Origin of the sequence: Prevotella pectinovora, assembly GCF_041323955.1 — a bacterium.
Lineage (GTDB): Bacteria > Bacteroidota > Bacteroidia > Bacteroidales > Bacteroidaceae > Prevotella > Prevotella pectinovora.
Genome location: NZ_JBGLIV010000001.1, coordinates 1,935,564 through 1,960,565, shown reverse-complemented (window position 1 = coordinate 1,960,565; position 25,002 = coordinate 1,935,564). Strand labels below are relative to the sequence as shown.

Sequence of the window (25,002 nt, the reverse complement as noted above, 5' to 3'; positions counted from 1 at the left end):
ATAGGTCCTCCATAAACGGAGTAACAAACAATAAAAAAATGAATATCAGATCAATAGCCGTAATCCTTTCGGCAATCATCAGTAATATAGCCTTCGCCACCGACATTGTGGTGAAGCCAGGACCCTACGCCATAGAGCAGGCACTGCAGCAGGCAAGAGAGGCGCGCCGCATGGAGGGAGCCAAAGACGTGACTATCCGCCTCCAGGCAGGCACCTACCGGTTGAACCAGACCGTCACGGTGAGGCCCGAAGACAGCGGCACACGCATCATAGCCGACGGCAATGCCGTGGTGAGCGGCGGAGTGCAGATAAAGGGATGGAAGAAGCAGGGCAAGGCATACGTAGCCGACGTGCCCGAGTTCAACGGCCGTCCGCTGGAGTTCCGCCAGTTGTGGATAAACGGCAGGAAGGCAGTGAGAGCCAGAGATGTGAGCGACTTCGAGAACATGTATCGCATCAGAAGCATCGACAAGAAGAACGAGACACTCTATGTTCCGGCAGCTGCCGTCAGAAAGATACTCCATGCCCGTCATGCCGAGATGGTGATACACGAGATGTGGTGTGTGGCAAACCTGCGCATCAAGAGCGTCAGAATACAAGGCGACAGCGCCGCCGTCACCTTCCACCAACCCGAGAGCCACATCCATTTCATGCACCCCTGGCCATCGCCGATGGTGACAACCGACGGCCACAACTCCGCCTTCTATCTCACCAACGACAAGGCGCTGCTCGACACTCCCGGAGAGTGGTATCTCGATGCCATGGAACAGAAAGTATACTATATCCCGCTCAAGGGCGAGAATATGGCTACGGCAGATGTTGAGGCTCCAGCCGTGGAGACCCTGCTCCGCGTATGCGGCACACCCGACAATCCCGTGCGTGGCGTCACCTTCGAAGGCGTCACCTTCAGCCATGCCACATGGATGAGACCATCCGTCAGCGGTCATGCCCCGCTCCAGGCAGGCATGTATATGACTGAGGCATATAAGCTGAGACCAAAGATGATACGCCCCAACGGCGACCATAAGCTCGACAACCAGGGATGGGTAGGCCGTCCGGCGGCAGCCGTCAGCGTGGACTGTGCCGAAGACGTGGACTTCCTCCGCTGCACCTTCGAGCATTGCGCCTCTACGGGAGTGGAATTCCATGAATATACCAAGGGTGGAAACATCAGCCGCTGCACCGTCCGAGACATCGGCGGCAACGGCATATTGGCAGGCAGCTTCGGTCCCGACACCCATGAGGCACATCTGCCATACAATCCTTCAGACTCGCGCATTATCTGCACCGGACTGACAATCGACAACAACCTCATCACCGACGTGACCAACGAGGACTGGGGATGCGTGGGAATCGGAGCCGGATTCGTGCGCGACATCAGAATCCTGCACAACGAGATTTCCGAAATCTCATACACCGGCATCAGTATGGGGTGGGGATGGAACCAGCAGCCGTGCTCCATGGCAAACAATCTCATCAGCGGCAACCTCATCCACCACTACGCCAAGCACATGTACGACACTGCCGGCATCTACACCCTCGGTTCGCAGCCCCACACGCTGATAGAGGGCAATGTGGTGAGAGACATCTATACTCCCGGCTATGCCCACGATCCCAACCACTGGTTCTATCTCTACACCGACGAGGGATCATCCTGCATCACCGTGAGGAACAACTGGACTCCGGCAGAGAAATTCCTCAAGAATGCCAACGGCCCGTGCAACACATGGGAAAACAACGGTCCTGCCGTTGCCGACAGCATCAAGGCGAAAGCTGGAATCCAGAAGCAATGACGCCCCGACGGACAGATTGCTTTTCTGCCATGGCGTCAGCAGACTACAGTCCTGCTGCCGTCCGGCGTCAGACATGGATAAAGACAATCCAAACATTCTTCATAATAACCTGTTAGTATTGCCGTGAGGCAATAATGTATCATGGGGGCCCTCACATTGCGTGTGGGCTTTTTGTTTGCTGTAGTGTTTCGTTGATTGCCAGACATTCATTCAAGTCGTAATTTTCCCCCACAGCGTGGGGAATTTTCGTAGTGTATCTGTCTGTATGTGTTCTGCGAAATTGTTCAGGATGTATAGAATCAAGTGATGATGGAATAATTGACGGAGGTCGTCTGGCCTCCCAAAGAAAACGACCAGGTTACCGTAATGCTGCAATCCGGATATTCCAATAATCCCAAATCGGTCATTAGGGCTTGCATGGATTTTGTTTTTTAGAAGAGTGGATTTTGTTTGGCTTTTAATGAGTAATAGCGGGCTATTGCGAATTAAAAACGAGCAAAAGACGCCTTATAAAAAGCAAAAGACTGCAAGCAGTTATTAAAATTATACATTAAACGGCCTAATGACCTCTAAGTTTGCAGAAGATTGCGACGAAGTCGCATAAACTCCAAAATAATCAAGGTAAAACTATGATTGCTAAAGACAGTTTCGTACCTTTGTTGTAAAAAGGTAGAATCGGTCTGTCGAAGAGGTAAACCAGCTAATGACCCAGCCGTAAAGCTATAAATCGTTTAGGTCCTCATCGACATAGTTGCAAAGACCAGATAGAAAGTTATCGGCTCTGAGCCTTGTTAGAGTGTTAGTCCATACAACTATTGACCAATTCTACACAATATAACTCGTACAAAGTTATGAAGAATTTATTTATCGGAGTTGATTTTTCGAAAGAAAAAGTTGATGTGGCTATCCTTTTTGCAGACGGACTGGCAGAAACCGCTGCTAGAGTGTTCAACGAGTTCAAGACAACCGTGTCTGGCTATAGGCAGTTGGTCAAGTGGGTTGAGCAGAATTCCTGCGGTATCGACTCGTCCTTGTGGCTCTTCTGTGGCGAGAACACGGGCGACTACAGCAAGGGACTGTGCAACTTCCTCTACGGTAAAGGCTACGACATGTGGCTTGAGAACGCAAAGAGCATCAAAGACGCATCTGGTCTTAGACGATTGAAGTCTGACCGTGCTGACGCCTCGATGATTGCAGAATACGCCATGAGGAATTACGATAAAGCCGTTATGTACGAGCCTCTTAGCGAGTCGCTTACACAACTGCGTGAGCTGTTCCTATACCGTCAGATGATCGTAAGACACAGATGCAGTTTCCAGGTGCGTAGAGGCGAAAAGCGACTCACTATGGAGAAGTCGCCAGTCAAGACAATGATTTCGCAGAGCGGACGGCACATCGTCTCTGAACTCAATAAGGAGATAGAGAAGATAGATAAGCGCATTGCCGATCTCATCAAGTCGGACGAGGAACTCACCGAGGTGTTCACCATCGTGACCTCGGTGCCTGGCATAGGAACGCAGAACGCTGTGTGCCTGATGGTGTACACCGACAACTTCCGGCGTTTCAACTACGACTCACGCAAGATTGCCTGCTATTACGGCCTAGCTCCATTTGGCAAAGATTCGGGAACCAGTGTGCATTCCGATCCGCATGTACATTATATGGCTAACCGCCAGATAAAGGCCATGCTGACGCAAGCGGCACTAGCTGCCGTCAACTTCAATCCCATTATGGCGAGGTACTACATGCGCCTCGTAGAACGAGGAAAGAAGAAGCAGGTTGCACTGAACAATGTCAAGAACAAACTTGTACATTTGGTCACAGCCATGGTCAGAAATCGCCAAACATTCACCCCTGAATATAAAATCTCAGCATAAATTGAAAATAATGGTCAAAACATTTGGATATTAACATAGAAAGCGATTTGGGATAATAATATGGATTGCTTTTTTCCTACAGTAACCTGGTCGTTGTTTATCGCCAAACGTTCATTAGGCAGTTTGGGGATTTTATGACTGCTTGCAGTCTTTCGTTTTTTATAAGATCTCTTTTGTCAGTCAGGAGGTTATAAACCGGCTTTGATCTCCCATTCCCCTTTTTCAGAAGTAACCTTGATGATATTGACACCTTTGACATTCTGCAATGGAATAGAAGCCAGATGACTGTCAGGACGGGCAGAGTTGATTCTGCGGCCGGCAGCATCGTATACCTCAATGGCGGTAATCCTCTCGCCACCCACGGTGGCAAGGTTTATGTATCCGGCGTTGCGCTCCATTATTATGCCCGGCTTCTTTATCATGCTCTGGCTGACAGAGGCAGAATTCTTGTCGTCAGTAATACTGAGCACGTGCCATCCGCCATTTGGCTTTAGGCTCGACATGGATGCAGAACCAAGCATCAGTCTGCCGTCAAGAACCTCAAGATTTCTTACGCCATACTGCTGAGCATTGTTGAAGCCGTTCTCGGTGATGTATTTCGGAGCCTCTTCCTCGTCGGTCATGCGCAGAAGTTCAAAGCCCTCGTCACTCGCGTCAAGGCCAGTGAGCAGTTTCGACAGTGTGGCAAAGCTTGCGTCGCCCACGAGGTTCGAACCTGCAGCATCGGCAAGGTTAGACAGGTCCATCGTACCTACATACATATTGCCGTCATATTCCTGGATTGCCCATATATATATGGTCCAGAGGTTTCCAAAGCCTCCTCGTCCCCACTTGGCTTCCAGTCCGCTAGGTTCCAGTTCCCAGTTTTCAATTTTTCCTTCCTTGTCGTATACAGGTTTCGGGTTCGTAGTGTCACCATAGAGCAACTCATAGTTGTTGTCTTTGTCGATGCGCCAGAACGACGGTGTGCGGTAGTTGCCGAGAATGAAAGCCAGGGCGTCAGGCGAGGTCAGGGATCCGTATGTTGACTGTGCCGTAGAGAGCACATAATAGTTAGGACAGAACACTCCCCAATACAGATGGTTGCGCCACTCATGGAATCCGGCGACGGAGGTAATAGAACGGCCGAGCGTTTTTGTCGGCTCCGCCACATCACTTGTCCATACTTTAGGCCACATCTCGCTGTCGATGCTGACTGGAGTGAAGCCTCCTTCAGGAATTTCCGGACTGACATGAACGGCAGACACCGTTGCCCACGTTCCTATATATATGCGGTTGTTGAAACAGGCAAGTTCTGCCGCCTCGTTGTCTACGAGTCCCACGATATGGAATTTCCACGGGTCATTCTTGTCGCCATACCAGCGGAGCAGTGCACCGATCTTCTTGCCTGTGGTAGGATGCGTTATGCCCACGGTGACATAGAGAACATTGTTTACTACTCGCCATCGTCTGACGTTCACCACCTTGCATCCGTCAACGTCGCTCAGACTGCTGGCTCCCAGAATGCGGTCGTTGTCGGCATCGTATGCCACGAAGGCAGCCGAAACCTTGGAGTCCCAGTCGCTGGCATACAGGCCTGGTCCGCCGAAGAACACTACGCCGTTAAGGATGCCGCAGGAGCGCAGTCCCTGACAGTTTTTCAATATCGGATATTCATCTATCGACGGTGTTATGTCGGTGACGATGCCCGATTTCGTGTCATAGCTGTATATGCGAGGCGGACGTATGTCGGCATACTTGCTGTTCTCATCGCCGTCGGCATAGGCTTCCTTGGCATAAGTAGACTGTCCGTATTCGCATGCCCAGCACTTGTTTTCGTATGGCACATTGTCGCCCACGCCCGGCTGCACGAAACTGCCATAGCCCTGCATGCAGAGATAGTTGTTGTTGGTAGACCAGTAGAGCTTGTCTTTGTATGTACCCATTCCCCATGCGTAGGAGCCGTTGCGTTTGCCGATAGCGCCGTTGCTCTCCAGCTCCTCAATCTCCTGCAAAGACAGTCCGGCGGGAACGTATTTGTTCTTCTCGTTTGCCAGACCGTAATAGGCCTCGTCAATCGGTGCCTGGTAGATGGTGTCAACGGTCAGTCCGTTGTCATAGTCCACATTCGGACGCACACGGTTTTCTATCTGGAATACATAGAGCGGATACACCTTCTTCATATATTCGAGCATTTTTGTCAGGTCAGCTCCGGTAATCCCTAACTTGTCCAGCATCTCAAACAGCTTGGCAAGCACGTCCCCATTGTCATTAGGCGTGTTTCCGTTGCCATAAGATTCTTTCATGGCAAGCTGATGGATTTTCACCAGTGCTTCACGGCCGCTGGCTGTATCAAGCTTTGGCCACAGTGTCGTGACGAAATGTACAAACGGTCTGCTGTCTCCCGTCTTGTCGTTTAGTGAGATGACAGAGCAGAAGTCTTTCACCTCTGTTCGTTGAGGCATACAGATGTTTCCACCGAGTGCCCCGGCCGAAGTCATAAGTCCTAAAATACTTATGATGATGTTTTTTCTGATTTTCATAATGCCCTTATGAATTTAATTGTGACAAATAGTTTGTTGTTCCTGCAAATTTATGGAAATTATCAATACATTACAAAAGTATGATACATTTTTAAAGAAAAAATCAGTCTTAGAGCTTGCTTGGGTTTTGTTTATTATTCTTGCATACAAAATATGTGGCTCAATATGTTATATAATGAAATCCACAAAACGGTACCTGATTATCTGCTTGTTTCCTTTGATTATCTATTTTCTTGTCAGCATAGATAAGTCCCATATCATATAAGTTGTTAGAATAAGAGTGTCTTTGCGTGTTTTTCTGCTAAAAAGTTTGTATTATAAATGATTATTCGTATCTTTGCAGCACGAGAACCCGCCAAGCCTCTCAACGATGCTCAAATGTGCGGGTCGTTTTTGTTTTTATGGGTATATGGCAACAAGGATTCCGTTTATAAAAACATATTCCACCCCACATGAGTTAGTGCAGCTTCTCAAAACAAGAGGTATGGAAGAATCTTGGCTTACCATTATCACTGTAACAAGAAACTCATGTTGTCATCATGCACGTGTATGGAATAGGGTATTCTCTATTCGTGCTACCATGCTAATCAGAATGTCACGTCCTTGGATTACCTTGCCGACAGATCCTTTGAAAGTGTACTTTGATATGTGCATCATCAAGTACTTTCTTGACATCATATCTCCAAATAACGATATGCTTGATAAGATGAACAGACTTTTTGCTACATTTCCAGAAGTAGATAAGGCTGCCCTTGGTTTTCCTTCTGGTTGGGAAAATGAACCATTGTGGCAATAAAAATCAGCTAATGTTGTTATGTGACAGGTAAAAATTTTACATACTCCTCAATCCCATTCACCTCAACAATATCCACATCCCGGAGCAGCCGGATTTCGTTGGAGTCCGGCTGCATCATTATGCAACTCCACCTGTTTTCACCCCATACTGCTCATCCTCAAAAGTCAAAATATTGGGCAGGAAGCTGACAACAAAATGTGCCCAGGTGGGGCAACGTGCTTGCCCATGTTGGGTAACGTGCTTGCCCCAAGTGGGCAAGCACGTTGCCCCAAAATGGGAGAAAACCTCACGATATGGCATAGTACAAAAAAGCAGTTTCAGCGTCTTTATTTTTGATGATTTGCAGGACAGGTAGGATGAGCGGAGAACAGACTCAGGAGCATCCCGCCCCGTAAGGCAGATCACCCCAAAAGAGAAAGCAAACGAAAAGAAAACGAAATACAGACATACACATTATGGGAAACAACAAAAGCAGTCTGAAGAGCACCATCGCCGTGTCTCTCACCAACTATCTCGATGCCGGAGCCATCGTGGCAGGCGCAAGCGGATTGTCGCTTTGGAAAAACTATCTCTCGCTCACCGAGTCGCATCTCGGAATCCTCAACGCCATCAGCGCCAACTGTCTCGGTGCGGCGATAGGAGCCATCATCGGTGGATTCCTTGCCGACAAATACGGCAGGAAGGCGATATACACATACAATATGCTCATCTATATGGTGGGCGTGCTGCTCGTGGTCTTCACCACCAGCTTCCCCATGCTTCTCGCCGGATTCCTGGTCACGGGAGTCAGCGTAGGTGTGGGAGTGCCGGCATCGTGGACCTATATCTCTGAGAGTTCGGAGATAGGCAACCGAGGCCGAAACATCGGCATCTCGCAGATGGCGTGGGGCATCGGACCGCTCATCATCCTGCTCCTGGGATGGTTTCTCGCTCCGCCTACCAACAATGCCGAGGCAGGCTTCATGTTCCCCCTCGTCAGCCAGTCGGCAGTTCAGATTCTGGGTGATGCCGCCTCGCAGGACGCCATCAACGTGTTCAGCTCCCGCATTGTCTTCGCCTCCCTCTTCGTGGTGGCACTGATAGCCTGGCTGCTTCAGCGCCAGCTCGACGAGTCGGCAGAATGGAAGGCCACGCAGTCGCAGCAGACTTCAGATGAGCCGTCAGGCAAGAAGAGCGTCTTCGCCTCCTTCGGCACCCTGTTCTCCAACAAGGTCAACGTGCGCACGATGCTTTTCCTTGCCGGAATGTATCTCACCTGGAACCTCGTCAGTTCGGTGATGGGCTTCTTCCAGCAGCATATCTACGAGACGGCAGGCGGACTTTCAAACGGCGAGGCGAACATGCTCTCAGCCGGACAGTGGGTGATAATAATCTTCATGACCTTCGTGTTCTCGATGCTCGTAGACAAGGTGAACCAGCGCCTGCTCTATATCGTTGGCGTGGGCGCTGCAGTACTGGCTTGGGTGATGATAGTCACTGTGGGCATCGGCAGCATGTCGGGCCTGCTCTTCTTCACCCTGCTCTGGGGCATCCAGGGCGGAATCTCCGTGCAGGGCTTCTATGCGCTGTGGGCATCCGAACTGTTCCCGGCCAAATATCGTGCCGCCGCCCAGGGCGTGATGTTCTTCATGGTGCGCGGACTGTCGGCAGCCTGGGGACTGGTGTTTGTGAATATCTATGGCGAGGAAGGCGAGGGATTCACCCTTGCCGCCTATCTGATGATGGCGCTTCTCGTGGTGTCGCTTCTCATCGGAGCCATCTGGACCCCCAAGACCCGCGGCAAGTCGCTGGAGCAGATTACGGAAGAAAGATACGGAAAAGAAATATAATACAACGATATGGACAACAAGGCAACATGGATATGGTATCCCGGCGACTTTGAGGTGTGGCTCGGCAACAAGTTCAACAACCGCCGCACGGAGCGCGGAGCGATGTTTCCGCCGTTCTGGAAGCAAGACAGCCATTACGTCACAGTGGAGTTCTCCACCGCCGTGAGCCTCGACAAGGCAGAGACGATAACGATAGCCGCAGAGGGAGATTTCAATTTCATGCTCGACGGCAAGCTGCAGTTCGGCATGCCCGGCAGGTTCACCGTGCCGGCAGGCGACCACCGTCTCAACTTCAAGGTTCACAACCAGTCGGTGCCGCCAGCCCTCTACGTGAAGGGCAGGACGATAAAGAGCGGCAACACATGGCTCGCCACCTATGAAGACAAGATATGGATAGACGAGAATGGCGTTGCCCACGGATCGGGAATCTACGTGCCCGCCGCGTCGTGGACCTTCGACAATATCGACACCCCGCCCTCGTCATACAGTCTGGAGAGAACGGAGATGCAGCCCGTTGGCGAAGAGCAGACGGGCAAGAACAAATGGCTGTTTGATTTCGGACTCGAAACCTTCGGCTATGTCAGGCTCAAGGGCGTGACAGGCATGGGAATATTGAACATATACTATGGCGAGAGCCGTGAGGAAGCCCTCGACATGGACCGCTGCGAGACCCTCGACCGCCTGGACCTCCGCGCCAACAGGTTTGCCGAGGAAGAGGTGGAGATAGTGCTCGACGACAGCAAGGCGTTCCGCTACGTGATGGTGGAGGCAAAGGGGATGATAACATTCTCTGATGTGGCGATGGACTATGAATATTCGGCGTTCAGCCACAAGAAGAGCGGTTCGTTCAGATGCGACGACCGCCGGCTCAACAAGATATGGCAGGTGGCGGCATATACCATGGACCTCACCACACGCGAGTTCTTCGTGGATGGCATCAAGCGCGACCGCTGGACATGGTCGGGCGACGCCATACAGTCGTATCTCATGAACTACTATCTGCGCTTCGACACCGACTGCGTGCGCCGCACCATCCGTCAGCTCAGAGGCAAAGACCCCGTTACGGCACATGTCAACACCATCATGGACTACACGTTCTATTGGTTCAAGTCGGTGCTCGATTTCTATCAGTACACCGGCGACATCCGTTTCGTCAGAGAGATATACCCCAGGATGCAGACCCTCATGCAGTATGTCATCGGCAGACTCAATCCCGAGGGGATGGCAGAGGGAAAGGAAGACGACTGGATATTCGTTGACTGGGTGGACTTCCCTATGCACAAGCGCGGCACACTCTGTTTCGAACAGATACTGCTCTGCAAGGCATTCCAGACCATGCACACCTGTGCCGAGGTGCTCCGCGACAACCCGTTGCAGAATCCTCCGCAAGGCAGCATCACCACCGCTGAATACGCCAAGGATGCCGACCGCTACGGAAAGCTCGCCGCCGACCTCAAGTCAAAGCTCAAGCCCACCTTCTGGGACGACAGCCGCAGCGCCTTCATGCACGCCATAGAGGATGGCAGGATGAACCGTGACATCACGGCATTCCCAAATATGTTCGCCATAATATATGATATGGTGGACGACGATGACAAGCGCCGGATAATGGACTCCGTGATGCTGAATTCCGACATCGAACCCATCACCACGCCATATATGCGCTTCTATGAACTCGAGGCGATGTGCCGGATGGGATATCAGGAGCGTGTGCTGCCCGAGATTCTCGGCTATTGGGGAGGAATGATAGGCGAGGGAGCCACCAGCTTCTGGGAGAAATACAATCCCGCCGACCAGGGAGCAGAACATCTCGCCATGTATGGCCGCCCCTACGGCAAGAGCCTCTGCCACGCCTGGGGAGCCAGTCCGATATATCTCATAGGCAGATATTTCCTCGGCGTCAACCCCACCAAACCCGGTTATGCGGAATATGAGGTGCGCCCCGTGCTCGGCGGACTGAAACGGATGCAGGGCAGCGTGCCCACACCGTTCGGAGAAGTCAGAGTGAAGATGGATGCCACCAGCGTCAGCGTGAAGAGCGATGGCGGAAAAGGCGTCCTCGTATTGGGAGACAGAAAATACGACATCCCCGTGGGCAAGGAGCTCCGCATAGACCGTTTCTGAGGACGGCTATGGAGGAAAAGCCGCCTTCAGCGGAAATCGGAAGAAAACGACTTTTTTGAACAATGGACAATCTGGTAACGTGACACACGTGCCACACCCAACTAAAACAGATATGACAAGCAAAACGATATTAGCATTCGCTGCCGCTGTGGCATTCGCCTCATGCGGACACAACGACACATTGGTGAAGACAACGGTACAGTCGCCACAGACCGACTATGCCGCTACCCTCATCACCGACAACATAAAGGCTATGCCCAAAGGCTACAGCATCAGCATCGGAATAGCCGGCGACACCGTGGGAAAACCGGCAGAGGGATTCTCGCTGCAGCGCAAGGGAAAGAAAATCAGCATCATCGGCAACGATGCCTCGGGAGCCATCTACGGCGCCAACCGCCTCGTGGAATATTTCAGGATGAACAACTCCCTCGAAATACCCTATACCATCGTTGACGCACCCGAGATGAAGCTCCGCGGAGCATGCGTGGGACTGCAGAAGACCGTGTATCTGCCTGGCCACAAAGTATATGAATACCCGTATACGCCAGAGAATTTCCCGTGGTTCTACGACAAGGAGCTGTGGGTGAAATACCTCGACATGCTCGCCGCCGACAATATGAACGCCGTGTTTCTGTGGAACGGCCATCCCTTCGCCTCGCTCGTGAAGCTCAAGGACTATCCCTTCGCACCCGAAGTGGACGACGCCACGATGCGGAAAAACCAGGAGATGTTCTCCTTCCTCACCCAGGAGGCAGGCAAGCGAGGCATACGCGTGATACAGATGTTCTACAACATCATAGTGTCGAAACCCTTTGCCGACCACTACGGCATAAAGACACAAGACCGCAACCGCCCCATCACACCGCTCATCGCCGACTACACACGCAAGAGCATCGCGGCATTCATAGAGAACTATCCCAATGTGGGCTTCCTGGTGTGTCTGGGAGAGGCGATGTCGGGAGTCGACACCGACATAAAATGGATGAACGAGACCATCATTCCCGGCATCAAAGACGGACTGAAGGCTTCGGGACGCACCGACGAACCGCCAATCATCCTGAGATCACACGACACCGACGGACCGCGGGTGCTACACGAGGCGCTGCCGCTATACAAGAACATCTATACGATGAGCAAATACACCGGCGAATCGCTCACCACCTATCAGCCGCAAGGACCATGGGCTGAGACCCACCGCCAGCTCGCCGCCGCAGCACCCGTGCATATCAGCAATGTGCATATCCTCGCCAACCTCGAACCGTGGCGGTGGAGCTCACCGACGTTCATAGAGAAAACCGTGCAGGCGATGCACAACGTGCACCACGCCAACGGACTACATCTCTATCCGCAGGCAAACTACTGGGACTGGCCTTACACCGCCGACAAGCTGCCCGACGGAAAGAGGGAGCTGCAGATAGACCGCGACTGGATGTGGTATCAGGCATGGGGACGATACTCATGGAACTGCCACCGCGGAGAAGACAAGACATTCTGGAAGAAGACTCTGGCAGAATACTACGGCACCGACACGCTGACCGCCGGCCGCATCATAGAGGCGTATGACCAGAGCGGAGAGATAGCACCCAAGCTGCTGCGACGCTTCGGCATCACAGAGGGCAACCGCCAGTGTCTGCTGCTCGGAATGAAGATGAGCCAGCTCGTCAACCCATACAAATACACCATCTATCCGGGATTCTATGAGAGCTGCGGACCTACTGGCGAGAAACTCATAGAATATGTGGAGAAAGAATGGAAGCACGAGAAACATGTGGGAGAACTGCCCCTCGACATCGTGGACCAGTGTGTGGCACACGGCGAAAAGGCACAGGAGGCGCTGAAGGGACTCGCGGCAAGCGTGACGAAGAACAGGGACGAATTCCTCAGACTCGCCAACGACATCGACTGCTACAGCGACTTCGCCCGTTCGTTCCGCTACAAGGTGCTTGCCGCCGAGCAGGTGCTCAACTACAAATGGACGAAAGACGCCGGCTATCTCAAGAAAGCCGTGCCGCTCCTCGAACAGAGCGACAGCTGCTATATGGCACTCGTGGACAAGACCCGCGACACATACTACAACGCCAACAGCATGCTCACCTCGCAGCGCCGCATCCCAGTGGGAGGCGACGGAGGAAAATACAGCACATGGCAGGAGATGATGCCCGTGTATCAGCAGGAACTCGACAACCTGAAGAAGAACATCGCCAGTCTCACATCCACCGACAAGACAGCCACACGCCGCGAGAACATCGCCAAGCTGAATGATGCGCTGACGGGCAAGGGCAACGCCAAGAAGGGCGAAGTGACGCTCCTGAGCGACTACCCCGTGGTGACGCTGAAGAAGGGCGCACGCCTCTTTGCCGGTCGCGATGAGGCTGTGGACACGCTGGCAACAGAACTGCAGGGAATGAAGGCACTGGTGCTCAACCGCGACACGGCACGCATCAAGGGCATCTCGGTGGAGTTCACCGCCACGAAGCCTGTGAAACTCCTCGTGGGATTCTTCGTTGACGACCAGACAAAATTCGCCCGTCCGCCGAAACTCGAAACCGACGCTACCGGAAACGAATACGGACAGGCAGAGCCAGTGATAAGCAACGCACTGATAATGACCACAATGCCGATAGCCAACATCCACGCCTACAGCTTCCCTGCCGGTCACCATGTGATAAACCTGCCCAAGGGAATAATAATGGTGGCAGGATTCACTGACAGCGAGCTGAAGATACGCGACGCCAAACTCAACGGCGCAGGAACGGAAGTGGACTGGCTGTTCATGTAACCCCGACAAACGGCCATTGTAACCCCAAACGGCAATCAGGCAAATATAGAATTCAAAACGGATTATGAAACGAATATATCTTATAATATCCCTCTGTCTCCTGCTCACAGTCAGCGCAGCAGCCCAGCGCCGCGGCAAGCACCGCACGGCAGCCAAGGCGGCGGCAGTGACGCAGCAGGAGATGCAGCGTATCTACGAGACCGTGAAGACGCCATACAAATACGGAATGGTGGTGGCACCGGCCGACAACGGCCACAAGATAGACTGTCCGACGGTGTTCCGCAAGGACGGCAAGTGGTTTATGACCTACGTGTGCTACAACGGCAAAGGCGGCACTGACGGCAGAGGCTACGAGACATGGATTGCCACCAGCAGCGACCTGCTCCACTGGCAGACACTCGGCAGAGTGCTCGAATACGGAAGCGGCGACGAATGGGACAGAAACCAGCGCGGAGGATTCCCGGCGCTCGTAGACTACACCTGGGGCGGCTCCTATGAGATAGAGCGATACAAGGGACGCTACTGGATGACATACATCGGAGGAGAGGGCACCGGCTATGAGGCGGTGAACGCTCCGCTGAGCATCGGACTGGCGTCTACGAAGCTTGACGTGACGAAGGCTCACCCTTGGGAGACGGCAGGCAAGCCGGTGATGTCTTACAAAGACAAGAACGCCCAGTGGTGGGAATACATGACACAGTATAAGAGCACGGTGTATCGTGTGGACAAGAAACTCTTCGGCTATCCCTTCATGATGTATTACAACGCCGGAGGAAAAAATGCCACACATCCCAAAGGCGAGCGCATCGGAGTGGCTTTCTCACACGACATGAAGAAATGGACACGCTACAAGGCTAACCCCATCTTTGCCCACGACACCGACGGCACCATAACAGGCGACGCGCAGATAGTGAAGATGGGAAACATCTACGTGATGTTCTATTTCTCTGCCTTCAACCCCACCCGCGAATACAACGCCTACAACACCTTCGCCGCAAGCCGCGACATGATACACTGGTATGACTGGCAGGGAGCCGACCTCATCGTGCCGTCGAAACCATACGACGAGATGTTCGCCCACAAGAGCTATGTGGTGGAACACGACGGAGTGGTATATCATTTCTATTGCGCCGTGAACAACAGCGGACAGCGGGGCATCGCCGTGGCTACGAGCCGTCCGATGGGAAAGAGCGAAATCTCATTCCCGGCGCCGGACCCAGTGGGCAAACGCACCACTGTGGGCCTGAACGGCAGTTGGCAGATAACCTTCGGTGGTGAGACCTTCACCAAAGACATACCCTTCAACCTCGACGACTATTACGGAGCGCTGCAGAAGGAACACGGCAACCTGCACGGCAAGGCGGTGTTCCGCAAATCGTTCACAGTTCCCGATCTGGAAGGCAAGGAGTATTTCCTGAGATTCGAGGGAGTGGGCACATATTGCGACATACTGCTCAACGGCAAGAAGCTCGGCACCTACGACATCGGACGTACCACCGAGACAATAGACATCACGCAGAGCGTGGCGAGGGGAAAGGAAAACAGTCTTGAGGTGCGCGTGTCGCATCCCAAAGGCATCACCGACATGCCGTGGGTGTGCGGCGGATGCAGTTCGGAATGGGGATTCAGCGAGGGATCGCAGCCCTTCGGCATCTTCCGTCCGGTTGTGATGGAGATTACCGACAAGGTGCGCATAGAGCCGTTCGGAGTGCATGTGTGGTCGAACCAGGCATGCGACAGTATCTTCGTCGACACCGAGGTGAAGAACTACGGAGAGGAGGCAGCCACCTTCCAGTTGATAAACAAGCTCTCGGAGAAGAGCGGCAAGCAGACCCTGCGCCTGACCGACGAGGTGACGCTACTGCCGGGAGAGGTGAAGACCGTGCGCCAGCAGGCAGCGATACAGAATCCGCGGCGCTGGACGATGGAGAAGCCGTATCTCTACAACCTCAACACCATGATAAAGCGAGGCGGAAAGGCTACCGACGACCTGCTGACGCCGTTCGGATTCCGCAGCATATCATGGCCGCTGACGAGAGGCGACGGCGACAAGCGCTTCTATCTCAACGGCAGACCGGAGTTCATCAACGGCGTGTGTGAGTATGAACACCTGTTCGGACAGAGCCACGCCTTCAGCGACGAGCAGATAGAGGCGAGGATGAAGGAGGTGATGACCACGGGCTTCAACGCCTTCCGCGACGCACACCAGCCACACAACCTGCTCTACAAGAAGATAATCGACGAGAACGGCATACTGTGGTGGCCGCAGTTCTCGGCACATATATGGTATGACACGCCACAGTTCAAGGAGAGCTTCAAGCGCCACCTCATACAATGGGTGAAGGAGCGCCGCAACTCTCCGTCGGTAATCCTGTGGGGACTGCAGAACGAGAGCACCATACCGGCGGAATTCGCCAAGGAATGCTCCGACATCATCCGCCGCCTCGACCCCACATGCGGAACGCAGCGCCTCGTGACCACCTGCAACGGAGGCGAGGGGACAGACTGGAACGTGGTGCAGAACTGGAGCGGCACGTATGGCGGAAAGCTCGAAGACTACGCCAAGGAACTCTCGCGCGACGACCAGCTCCTCAACGGAGAATACGGTGCGTGGCGCACACTGGGCAACCACTCGGGAGAACGCTACACTGAGGAGAAGCAGTGTGACATACTGGAGCGCAAGGTGCAGTTGGCAGAGAGCGTGAAGGACAGTGTGTGCGGACAGTTCCTCTGGACCCTGCAGAGCCACGACAATCCCGGACGTCGACAGCCGGAAGAGGGCTTCAGGATGATAGACAAGGTGGGACCCTTCAACCACAAGGGACTGATATCCACATGGGAGCAGCCGGGCGACGCATTCTATATGTATAAGTCGCACTACGTGTCTGCCGACAAGGAACCGCTGGTGTATATCGTGCCGGCGATACATACCGACAGCATCGGCGGAAAGAAAGAGGAGGGCGACAGCATGGCAAAGGCAACTCTCGACAGCGTCAGGGTTTACAGCAACTGCGACCGTGTGACGCTGAGCTGCGGACAGTGGAGCCAGACCAAGGAGCGCGACGTGAAGGGCAACACCACGCTCTTTTGCTTCTATGGAGTGAAGGCGGGCGACGACGCCCTCGTGGCACGCGGATACTGCAAAGACCGTCTGGTGAGCTGCGACTCTCTCGCCATGCCTTCGTATAACGCATGGAACGAGGATATCATAAAGCCTGCCAACGGATACAACTACATAGCGCGCATAAACTGTGGCGGCGACGACTATGTGGACAGCTACGGACTGACCTGGCAGCAGGACAACAGCAGCTGGTCATCGTCGTGGGGCGACGGGTTCAAGAAGGAGACCAGCCCCTATCAGGCGAGCCAGACGTATAATCCGCTGATGTTCGCATCGCCGCTCTTCCGCAGTTCGCGATTCGGCAGACACCGTCTGTCGTACACTATACCGGCGCAGCCCGGTGACTATCGCGTGGAACTCTATTTCATCGAGCCTTGGTGGGGCAGGGGAGAGTCGGCGACTACCGATTATGAGGGCTTGCGACTCTTTGATGTGGCGGTGAACGACACCACACGAATCCGCAACCTCGACCTCTGGGCACAGGCGCGCTACGGCAGACCATACAAGCGGGTGCTGAATGTTCACAACGAGGGCAAGGAGATACGTATCGACTTCCCGAAGGTGAATGCCGGACAGGCTGTCATCTCTGCCATCGCCGTGGCGACCGAAAACCACGACGTGAAGCCGGTGGAGAAGAAGCCGAAGAAGGAGAGCAAGACGATGTGGGCAGACTTCGAGAAAGAGACCTATGCCGCCACACCCGACAGTCTGCTGCCGCCGAAGACCAGCAGTGCCATCACCGCAGAGGGAATCCTGCACAAGGGAACGATGACGTTTGAATACAACGTGGGTGTGGCAAAGGTGTATGCCCTGAGATTCCGCTACTACAATCCTGAGAAGGAGCGCACGCTCCACGTGAAGATAACCGACCTCAACGGTGTGGTGTATAAGGAAGACGACATCACCTTCGTGAAGACTCCGGAGAAGAAGACCAAGCGCCGCAACACGAGCATCACCACTGGTTCGCAGACCAATGCCGGCAGCTATAAGGTGACTCTCACGGGCGACGGCATCGACAGGATGCTCTTCGAGAAGCTGACGATAGAATAGAATATCTGGGTGTGAAAAAGCACAGAAAGCAGAATCGCTCAAACATTATGTCTTGAAAACAATATTGTTCAAAGCATAATGTTTGAGCGATTTTTTTGTTTTTATTATCCCTAACAGGGCTTCAGGGCTTGTCCGGGTTTTGTCTTTCAGAAGAGCGACTTTATCACCAATGGGTTATAAGAACTTGATTTGTCTTTCAGAAGAGAAGTCTTGTCCTACAGCCTCTTGTCGATGCGGCAAAGCGGTTCGTTCTGTCCGCCCATCTCCTTTTTGTATCTCTCGTCGCCGCGACACATGTCGAAGTCTGCCACTCCCTCGTCTATCCATCTCTTCGAAGCCTCGAGTATGAGCAGGATGCCGGGAGAATAGCGGCTGAAAGAAGTGTCGATGGCGAGCTTCGGCATGAGCAGATGGTTGCGGTGGCGATACACTATCATGAATGCCGCCGGCTGGTCGTCGATATGCAGCACGTAGAGCTCCGCCGCATCGAGCGTCTTCAGACTGCGGTTGGCGCATCCCGAACGGGTTTCATACATAGCCTTTAGGCTGATGCCGATTTCTGACAGAGCTCCCGTCTTGCGGTGGCGCCATGCCATCTTGCGTCTCAGATAGAGTTTCCACAGACTGCGCATATATCCGTCGTCGGGCATTCCGCCCCGGCGATACACCTTCAGTTCCATCCTCTTGGAGTCGGTTTTCAGATGGTTGTATGCCTTGCGGATGTTCTTGTATATGTTCTTGTTGAGCGATGCCACATAATCCTCATGGCTTTCAAATCCGTCGAGCGGCACATGATAGCTCGTGCGCTCCTTCAGTTCTCCGCCAATTCTCTTCATCACGCCGGCAAAGGGAGCCGCCATGGGCACGTCGGCAAAGCTGATCTTCATCCCCTTGTGTGCCGTCTCGATATATCCGGCGATGGCAGCCGTCATCTCCCCGTCCCACTCCCCTGTGTAGGGGCAGCAGATGTTGAGCACTCACGCCACTCTGCATGAGGGAATCCTCACCTTCTTCGACAGTCGTGTCACCAGTGTGGGTATGATGGCGAACGGTCTGCCGTCGAGTCTCACCAGATGGTAGCGCATCGCAGAGGCAAACTTGCCGAAGCCCCTGGTGGTGTGGCGGAACAGGAATTCGTTCCATTCGTAAGTCTGATAATATGTGTATTCAACGTATCTGACGCCGTTCTCCTCCGCTTTCCTGTCGAGTTCGGTCCATTCCGTTTTGATTTCGTTGATATCGTTGTGGCTGCTGAATGATAATAATCCTTTTGGCATAGTGCGGTTTTGCTGATTGTACCCAAATGGTTTGATGACCGATTGGGACTTGATGATGTGTCATTTTTCGTAAGCAGGTGCAAAAGTAATGAATAAAAACAGAATAATATGCAATATGTCCAAATAAGTGGCGGCGAAAATATTTCATCATCACTAAAAGGGCTGTCGTATCTCATATTTGACATTGGGGGGATTGAAAATAGGGGCAACTTTTTGAAATGCCGGAAAAACTTCGTAAATTAGCGGCGGAAACAAAAAAGAGCAGAATGGTTGGGAAACCCGAAACAGGGGGATGTGATATTTAGGGATTTCCATTTCGTGGCTTTGCGACTTTGAATCAGTTAAGAACCCAATTGTTTTTCAAAACATATAGATGACATTTATGAAGAAAATCCACATCTTGTTGTCGGCATTGAGTCTGGCTGCTGCGGCACCCGCCACTTTGTCGGCACAAAACAATTTCCAGTTGGTTGAGGAGAGCATGAGCAATCCGGACAATACACCGGCTCCCGTATATCCGGTGCCGAGCGACCGTCAGCTCAAATGGAACGAAACGGAATTCTACGCTTTCTTCCACTACGGCATGAACACCTATACCAACCAGGAATGGGGAACAGGCATGGAGCGTGAGACAGTATTCGCACCGACACAGAAACCCGACCCGAAGCAGTGGCTTGAGGTGGCAAAGAAGGCTCATATGAAGGGTGGCATCGCCGTGGTGAAGCATCACGACGGCTTCTGCCTATGGCCTACAGCAACGACAGAGCACTGCACACGCAACTCTTCCGGCTACGGAAAGGATGTAGACATCCCGAAGGACTTTGCCGACGCCGCACGCGAGCTCAACATGAAATACGGCTTCTATGTCTCTCCGTGGGACCTGTCGAGTCCGTATTGGGGCAAGAAAGACAGCAACGGCAACTATACCGACGAGTATGCAAGGCTCGTGTTCCTGCCTCAGTGTGCAGAGCTTGCACAGTATGGTAAAGACCAGTTTGAGATGTGGTTCGACGGCGCTACCGGTGGCGACTATGCAGGCGGTTATGGCAGCTACACCACTTCGGAGAAACGCACCATCGACAACTCGCAGACATACTACGACATTCCCAACCTCCGCGACTCTATCCACAATCTCCTTCCCGACGTCGTAATGTGGGGCGTTGGCGACGAGGTACGCTGGATAGGCAACGAGAACGGCTATTCAGGACAGACATGCTGGTCAATGGGCGACGGCGAGACGGGCAGTGAATACGCATGGATGTGGGCAGCCGGCGAGAGCGACGCCAGATCTACAAAAGGCTGGTTCTGGGACTCAAACCTGGACAACGAGGTGAAGACTGCCGAGACTCTCTTCAAGATGTATCTTGAGACAGTAGGCCGTAACGCCACCTTGCTGCTCAACCTCCCGCCAAATCGCGCCGGCCTTATCGACGACTCTGTTGCAGAACAGATGGAGGCACTCGGCGACTTGCTCGACAAGCGCCTCGGCACCGACCTCGCAAAGAGCGCTACCGTGACAGCCGACTGCACCCGCGAGGCTATGGGCAACGGCAACTACGAAGCCAGGAATCTGATTGACGGAAACAAAGACACATATTGGGCAACTCCCGACGGCAGTAAGAAGGCTGTCATCGAACTCAAGTGGGACACGCCGCAGACAGTGCGCTACGTTTCGCTCATGGAGTATATCAAGCTCGGACAGCGCATCAAGAAGTTTAAGATCGAGACAAGTGAAGACGGAGTGACATTCACCAAGCGCGGTGGCAATCAGGCAACGACAACCGTAGGCTACAAGCGCATCATCCCACTCAACGGCTCAACGGCAGAATACTCTACAGACGGCTATATGGCAAAGGCTATACGCATCACCATCGAGAACTCAAGGTCTTGTCCGCTGCTCCACACAATAGAAGTGTTCTAAAACTGCACAGGCTGTCTCTGGAATACTACATTAAAGCGGTATGATGACCATTTTGGCTAATACTTATTCCATCAAGCAAAAAGCAAAGAAACAATGAACATAAAGAAATATATCTGCCTTGCGGGCCTCATTCTTCCTGTCGTCGCTATGGCGCAACAGGACAAGACACTCTGTGACTTCGAGACTCCGGAGAGCTACGTGAGTGTGCGTGCATACGACACATGTCCTATATCCCCCTTCAACCTCAACAGGCTCAAGGGTAATGTGCAGGTGGTTGACAACGACCTCAACGAAGTGGACTCCGATTTGGGTTACGCTCCTGATGAATCGTCAAAGATTCTCGGCGTGCAGCGCTCACGCTTCGGCAGCAACACCTTCGGCGCTCTCGTAGAACTGAAGGAGCCGTTCGCTCTTGAAAAAAAGACACAATACATACACGTGAAGATCAGCTCCACCCGTTACACCCAGTTTATGCTCATCGGTCTGGGCAACCGCGACGACCGTCCTTGCCAGCCGGCAACGACAGAGCAGTTCTGGAGCCTGCCCACAAAAATCGGTACGGCAGGCAAATGGAAGGACGTGGTGTTCCCGGTCACGGGAGCCAAGGGCGTCACTATCAAGAGCCTCCTCGTTGTAGTAGACCGTCAGTCGCCTCACGACCAGAAGAGCGACTTCGCCGTATTCATCGATGATATCATCCTCAGCAGCAAGGTCGCTCCGTTCTTCTCAAAACCGGTTTACCCGATCAACTACAACAAGACGACAGCCCACACACGTGCCGACCGCTACATCAAGTCTGTTGGCCTCGGTTCGCAGACCGCAGCAGTAAACCAGGACACGGACAAGAAACTCTACATCAAGAACCTCGACGACATCTTCCTTGCCAGACCAGGCGAGACGGTCACGCCTGCTATCAGTTGGAAAGGCGAGCGTATGCATGGGTATGCTTACCTCGACAAGGGTAACGACGGCAAGTTCAACGTTGATTACACCGACACCGGCATCACCGACAACAAGGACCTCGTAGCGTTTTCTTACTATAAGGGCGAGGACAGCAAGGGCGGTACGGCAAGCGACGGCTGCGGCGTGGCAATGCCTTCGTTCAGGATTGCAGAAGACCAGACACCGGGCATCTATCGAATGCGGTACAAAGTGGACTGGGACAACGCAGACCCCGGCGGCAGCACCACAACAGACAACAATATCTCGGACAACGGCGGAGGCATCGTTGACGTGCTCGTAAACATCCACGCTGACGAGGTGGATATCTACCGCACTGTTGAGGATAACGGCGGTGGTCTGAACGGTGAGATTCTCCTCTCCAACGGCAAACCAGTGACAGGACAGACCACTCCCTTCGGTCGGTCATTCAAGATAAAGACCCAGCCGGCAGAAGGCTTCCTGCTCGACTACGTGAAGATTCGCCATGGCTACAATCTTGAGGGGGCGAACATGCTGAATGAGAATCCGCAGTGGAAGGAATACACAGTGCAGGCTTCACAATTCGTCAACGGTGAGTATACCATCCCTGCCGACTGCGTAGATGGCAATATCCGTTTCGTGCCGTACTTCAAGAGCAAGCCTTCAGGCGTTGACAGTCCTACACCAGCGACATTCACCGTGAAGGCTGGCAAGGGCGAGATCGTTCTCAACGCCGAAGTGGCTACGAGAGTGGAGATCGTAAACCTTCAGGGCAGCTTGTTGTTCAGCGGCACAATTGAAGGCTCACGCACAATCTGCGTTCACCAGGGCGTCTACATCGTTAACGGCGAGAAAATTCTCGTGTGGTGATATGATATTCACTCAGAATATAATCGAAACGCCATAACGAATCACATAGGTCAGAATTTCCCCCACGGCGTGGGGAAAATTACGTGTATATAGTTTAGCCCCAAATCTGTCGTTTGGACTTGTAGGGATTCTGTTGTTGTTCTTGCATAGAGGATTTTGGTTGGGTTAAGACTAAATAAGTAGGTTTCACTTCCTTTAATTTTGTGTTTAAAAGTAATTGGATTATCTTTGCATAAGATAAGCTTCGGCTCGGCATAAGAAATAAATTTATTTATTTCGTTCTGCTCTCGCCTTGCATTATCTTTGCATAAGATAAGCTGCGGCTCGGCATAAGAAAAGCTGTATAGACAACTAAAAACCATTATCGTTATGGCAGAGAATAAATACATACGTTTTGACTGGGCAATGAAACGCCTGCTCAGACAAAAGGCAAACTTCGGAATTCTGGAAGGATTGCTCACTACGCTGCTTGGAATGAAAATAAAAATTAGGCAAATGCTTGAGAGTGAAGGTAATCAGGATGATGAGAACGACAAATATAATCGTGTGGACATGCTTGCTGAGAACGACAAGGGTGAACTGTTTCTCATTGAGGTGCAGAACAACACGGAATACGCATATTTCCAGCGTATGCTTTTCGGTACGTCTAAGCTCGTGACGGAATATATAAAGAAAGGCCAAGGCTACGAGAACGTCCGAAAGGTGTATAGCGTGAATATCGTTTATTTCTCGCTTGGAAAAGGCACCGACATCGTATACCATGGCAAGACGGAATTCAGAGGCATACACAATGGCGATCTGCTTGAACTCAGTCCTTTCCAAAGGCAGAAATTCAATGTGGACGAAGTAAGCGACCTGTATCCTGAATATTACATCTTGAAGGTGAACGACTTCAACCGAGTGGCGAAAAGCTCCATAGAAGAATGGGCATATTATCTGAATACAGGTGATGTGCCTAAGGGAGCCAAAGCACCTGGTATGGAAGAAGTGAAGGAACAACTCAAGGTGGACCGCATGAGCAAGGCTGAACGCTCTGCTTATTACAAGCATCTCGACAATATCGTGATACTCCGCGACAATATCTATACGGAGCGTGAGGAAGGCAGACTTGAAGGTCGTGCAGAAGGTCGTGAGGAAGGTCGTGAGGAAGGTCGTGCAGAAGGTCGTGCAGAAGGTCGTGCAGAAGGTCGTGCAGAAGGTCGTGAGGAAGAACGCAGGCAGAATGCAAGAAGAATGAAAGACTTGGGACTGCCGGCAGAGACGATTTCTACTGTCACCGGACTCACTCTGGAAGAGGTGGCAGAACTGTGATTGCCCTTGTTATTCAGGCATCACATAAATTAACGCATTACGCACAATGGCAAAGATGAAGATACATATCGACTATACGGCGAACAGGACCACGGGAGTCCTGCTCGGACTCGTCTTTGCCCTCACGCTGCTGTTCGTGGCACTGGAATGGAGAAGCGGCGGACCGCAGATGTTTGACGACATGGATGTTGACTCCGACCTGTCGTTCGACCCGGAACTGCTGGCGCGGCAGCAACAGAAAGACATGATAGCATATCTGAAGCCAGGAACAACACCGAAGGCGGTGACGGAGAAGATAAAGGCGGTGGACGAACAACCGCAGACGGAGATGCCCACGAAGATGGACCAGCCGAACGGAGATGCCGACGATGGCAAAGGAGTGGGCAACGCCGGACAGGCTGCCGACGACAGCAGCAACGAGACAACGGCACAGGCTCCCGTGGCAACCGACATGAACGACAATCCGCTCAACTTCAGGATTGTGGAGAAACTGCCCGAATTCCCCGGCGGAATGGTGGAGTTCATGAAATGGATAACCAGCAACCTGCGCTACCCGCAGGCGGCGCGCGACCAGAAGATACAAGGCAAAGTGGTGGTGGGATTCATCATCGGCAAAGACGGAACCGTGTCGGAGCTGAAGGTGGTGCATAAGGCAGACCCGCTGCTCGACGCCGAAGCACTGAGGGTGCTCAGGAGAATGCCGAAGTGGAAACCCGGCGAGGACAAGGGCAAACCTTGTCTCACATATTTCTGCATACCAGTGAACTTCGTATTGTGATACTTGGCATAAAGAAGATACATCCATGCCCGG

General features: G+C 52.7%; 14 protein-coding genes. 11 read left to right on the top strand and 3 right to left on the bottom strand.

The annotated features are described in order from the left end of the window. The first annotated feature begins 38 nt into the window (after positions 1–38). Together ACDC99_RS07795 and ACDC99_RS07790 are read left to right on the top strand one after the other, a co-directional pair. Complete coding sequence (locus ACDC99_RS07795; protein WP_288745643.1) at positions 39–1,793, top strand: right-handed parallel beta-helix repeat-containing protein; 1,755 nt, start codon at positions 39–41, stop codon at positions 1,791–1,793. Positions 1,794–2,644: 851 nt separating this feature from the next. After that, on the top strand, positions 2,645–3,670 hold the full coding sequence (locus tag ACDC99_RS07790) for an IS110 family RNA-guided transposase (protein WP_042517114.1): 1,026 nt from the start codon (positions 2,645–2,647) through the stop codon (positions 3,668–3,670). A 188-nt stretch (positions 3,671–3,858) separates the two neighbouring features. Here the strand turns inward: ACDC99_RS07790 and ACDC99_RS07785 are convergent, their stop codons facing one another. Beyond that, entirely contained in the window at positions 3,859–6,192 is a 2,334-nt protein-coding gene (locus ACDC99_RS07785; RefSeq protein WP_370756504.1) for a hypothetical protein, read from the bottom strand. 484 nt (positions 6,193–6,676) lie between these two features. Between ACDC99_RS07785 and ACDC99_RS07780 the strand changes: the two genes are divergently transcribed. The 5 genes from ACDC99_RS07780 to ACDC99_RS07760 all read left to right on the top strand — a co-directional run bounded on the left by ACDC99_RS07780 (position 6,677) and on the right by ACDC99_RS07760 (position 17,891). Beyond that, positions 6,677–6,988 carry an Abi family protein gene (locus tag ACDC99_RS07780; protein WP_370756503.1) on the top strand — a complete coding sequence of 104 codons (312 nt, stop codon included), beginning with the start codon at positions 6,677–6,679 and terminating at the stop codon, positions 6,986–6,988. A 455-nt stretch (positions 6,989–7,443) separates the two neighbouring features. Continuing rightward, the gene (locus ACDC99_RS07775; RefSeq protein ID WP_042519941.1) at positions 7,444–8,817 is read left to right on the top strand and encodes an MFS transporter; all 1,374 of its coding nucleotides are present in this window, start codon (positions 7,444–7,446) and stop codon (positions 8,815–8,817) included. A gap of 9 nt (positions 8,818–8,826) precedes the next feature. Beyond that, positions 8,827–10,941, top strand: a complete 2,115-nt coding sequence (locus ACDC99_RS07770) for an alpha-L-rhamnosidase-related protein (protein ID WP_370756502.1) — start codon at positions 8,827–8,829, stop codon at positions 10,939–10,941. Between the two features lie 112 nt (positions 10,942–11,053). After that, entirely contained in the window at positions 11,054–13,720 is a 2,667-nt protein-coding gene (locus ACDC99_RS07765; protein WP_320874758.1) for an alpha-d-galacturonidase, read from the top strand. A gap of 64 nt (positions 13,721–13,784) precedes the next feature. After that, entirely contained in the window at positions 13,785–17,891 is a 4,107-nt protein-coding gene (locus tag ACDC99_RS07760; RefSeq protein ID WP_370756501.1) for a beta-d-glucuronidase/beta-L-arabinofuranosidase, read from the top strand. A gap of 215 nt (positions 17,892–18,106) precedes the next feature. Here ACDC99_RS07760 and ACDC99_RS07755 read toward each other — a convergent pair whose 3' ends face one another. Continuing rightward, positions 18,107–18,868, bottom strand: a complete 762-nt coding sequence (locus ACDC99_RS07755) for a GNAT family N-acetyltransferase (RefSeq protein WP_370756500.1) — start codon at positions 18,866–18,868, stop codon at positions 18,107–18,109. Beyond that, entirely contained in the window at positions 18,869–19,168 is a 300-nt protein-coding gene (locus tag ACDC99_RS07750) for a hypothetical protein (RefSeq protein ID WP_370756499.1), read from the bottom strand. A gap of 382 nt (positions 19,169–19,550) precedes the next feature. Between ACDC99_RS07750 and ACDC99_RS07745 the strand changes: the two genes are divergently transcribed. The 4 genes from ACDC99_RS07745 (at position 19,551) to ACDC99_RS07725 (ending at position 24,969) form a co-directional block, all read left to right on the top strand. Beyond that, complete coding sequence (locus ACDC99_RS07745) at positions 19,551–21,089, top strand: alpha-L-fucosidase (protein WP_278839589.1); 1,539 nt, start codon at positions 19,551–19,553, stop codon at positions 21,087–21,089. 93 nt (positions 21,090–21,182) lie between these two features. Then, positions 21,183–22,880: a hypothetical protein gene (locus tag ACDC99_RS07740; protein WP_288768799.1), complete on the top strand. Its 1,698-nt coding sequence runs from the start codon at positions 21,183–21,185 to the stop codon at positions 22,878–22,880. A 369-nt stretch (positions 22,881–23,249) separates the two neighbouring features. Continuing rightward, positions 23,250–24,191, top strand: coding sequence for an Rpn family recombination-promoting nuclease/putative transposase (locus ACDC99_RS07735; RefSeq protein WP_410525651.1), 942 nt, complete (start codon positions 23,250–23,252; stop codon positions 24,189–24,191). 46 nt (positions 24,192–24,237) lie between these two features. Then, on the top strand, positions 24,238–24,969 hold the full coding sequence (locus ACDC99_RS07725) for an energy transducer TonB (protein WP_370756498.1): 732 nt from the start codon (positions 24,238–24,240) through the stop codon (positions 24,967–24,969). Positions 24,970–25,002: the final 33 nt, after the last annotated feature.

What these genes read in the sequence shown, in the direction of transcription:
- ACDC99_RS07790 (WP_042517114.1), top strand. Translation starts at nt 2,645, where the DNA reads ATGAAGAATTTATTTATCGGAGTTGATTTTTCGAAAGAAAAAGTTGAT.
- ACDC99_RS07750 (WP_370756499.1), bottom strand. Translation starts at nt 19,168, where the DNA reads ATGCCAAAAGGATTATTATCATTCAGCAGCCACAACGATATCAACGAA.
- ACDC99_RS07740 (WP_288768799.1), top strand. Translation starts at nt 21,183, where the DNA reads ATGAACATAAAGAAATATATCTGCCTTGCGGGCCTCATTCTTCCTGTC.
- ACDC99_RS07760 (WP_370756501.1), top strand. Translation starts at nt 13,785, where the DNA reads ATGAAACGAATATATCTTATAATATCCCTCTGTCTCCTGCTCACAGTC.
- ACDC99_RS07745 (WP_278839589.1), top strand. Translation starts at nt 19,551, where the DNA reads ATGAAGAAAATCCACATCTTGTTGTCGGCATTGAGTCTGGCTGCTGCG.
- ACDC99_RS07725 (WP_370756498.1), top strand. Translation starts at nt 24,238, where the DNA reads ATGGCAAAGATGAAGATACATATCGACTATACGGCGAACAGGACCACG.
- ACDC99_RS07795 (WP_288745643.1), top strand. Translation starts at nt 39, where the DNA reads ATGAATATCAGATCAATAGCCGTAATCCTTTCGGCAATCATCAGTAAT.
- ACDC99_RS07780 (WP_370756503.1), top strand. Translation starts at nt 6,677, where the DNA reads ATGGAAGAATCTTGGCTTACCATTATCACTGTAACAAGAAACTCATGT.
- ACDC99_RS07735 (WP_410525651.1), top strand. Translation starts at nt 23,250, where the DNA reads ATGGCAGAGAATAAATACATACGTTTTGACTGGGCAATGAAACGCCTG.
- ACDC99_RS07765 (WP_320874758.1), top strand. Translation starts at nt 11,054, where the DNA reads ATGACAAGCAAAACGATATTAGCATTCGCTGCCGCTGTGGCATTCGCC.
- ACDC99_RS07775 (WP_042519941.1), top strand. Translation starts at nt 7,444, where the DNA reads ATGGGAAACAACAAAAGCAGTCTGAAGAGCACCATCGCCGTGTCTCTC.
- ACDC99_RS07785 (WP_370756504.1), bottom strand. Translation starts at nt 6,192, where the DNA reads ATGAAAATCAGAAAAAACATCATCATAAGTATTTTAGGACTTATGACT.
- ACDC99_RS07770 (WP_370756502.1), top strand. Translation starts at nt 8,827, where the DNA reads ATGGACAACAAGGCAACATGGATATGGTATCCCGGCGACTTTGAGGTG.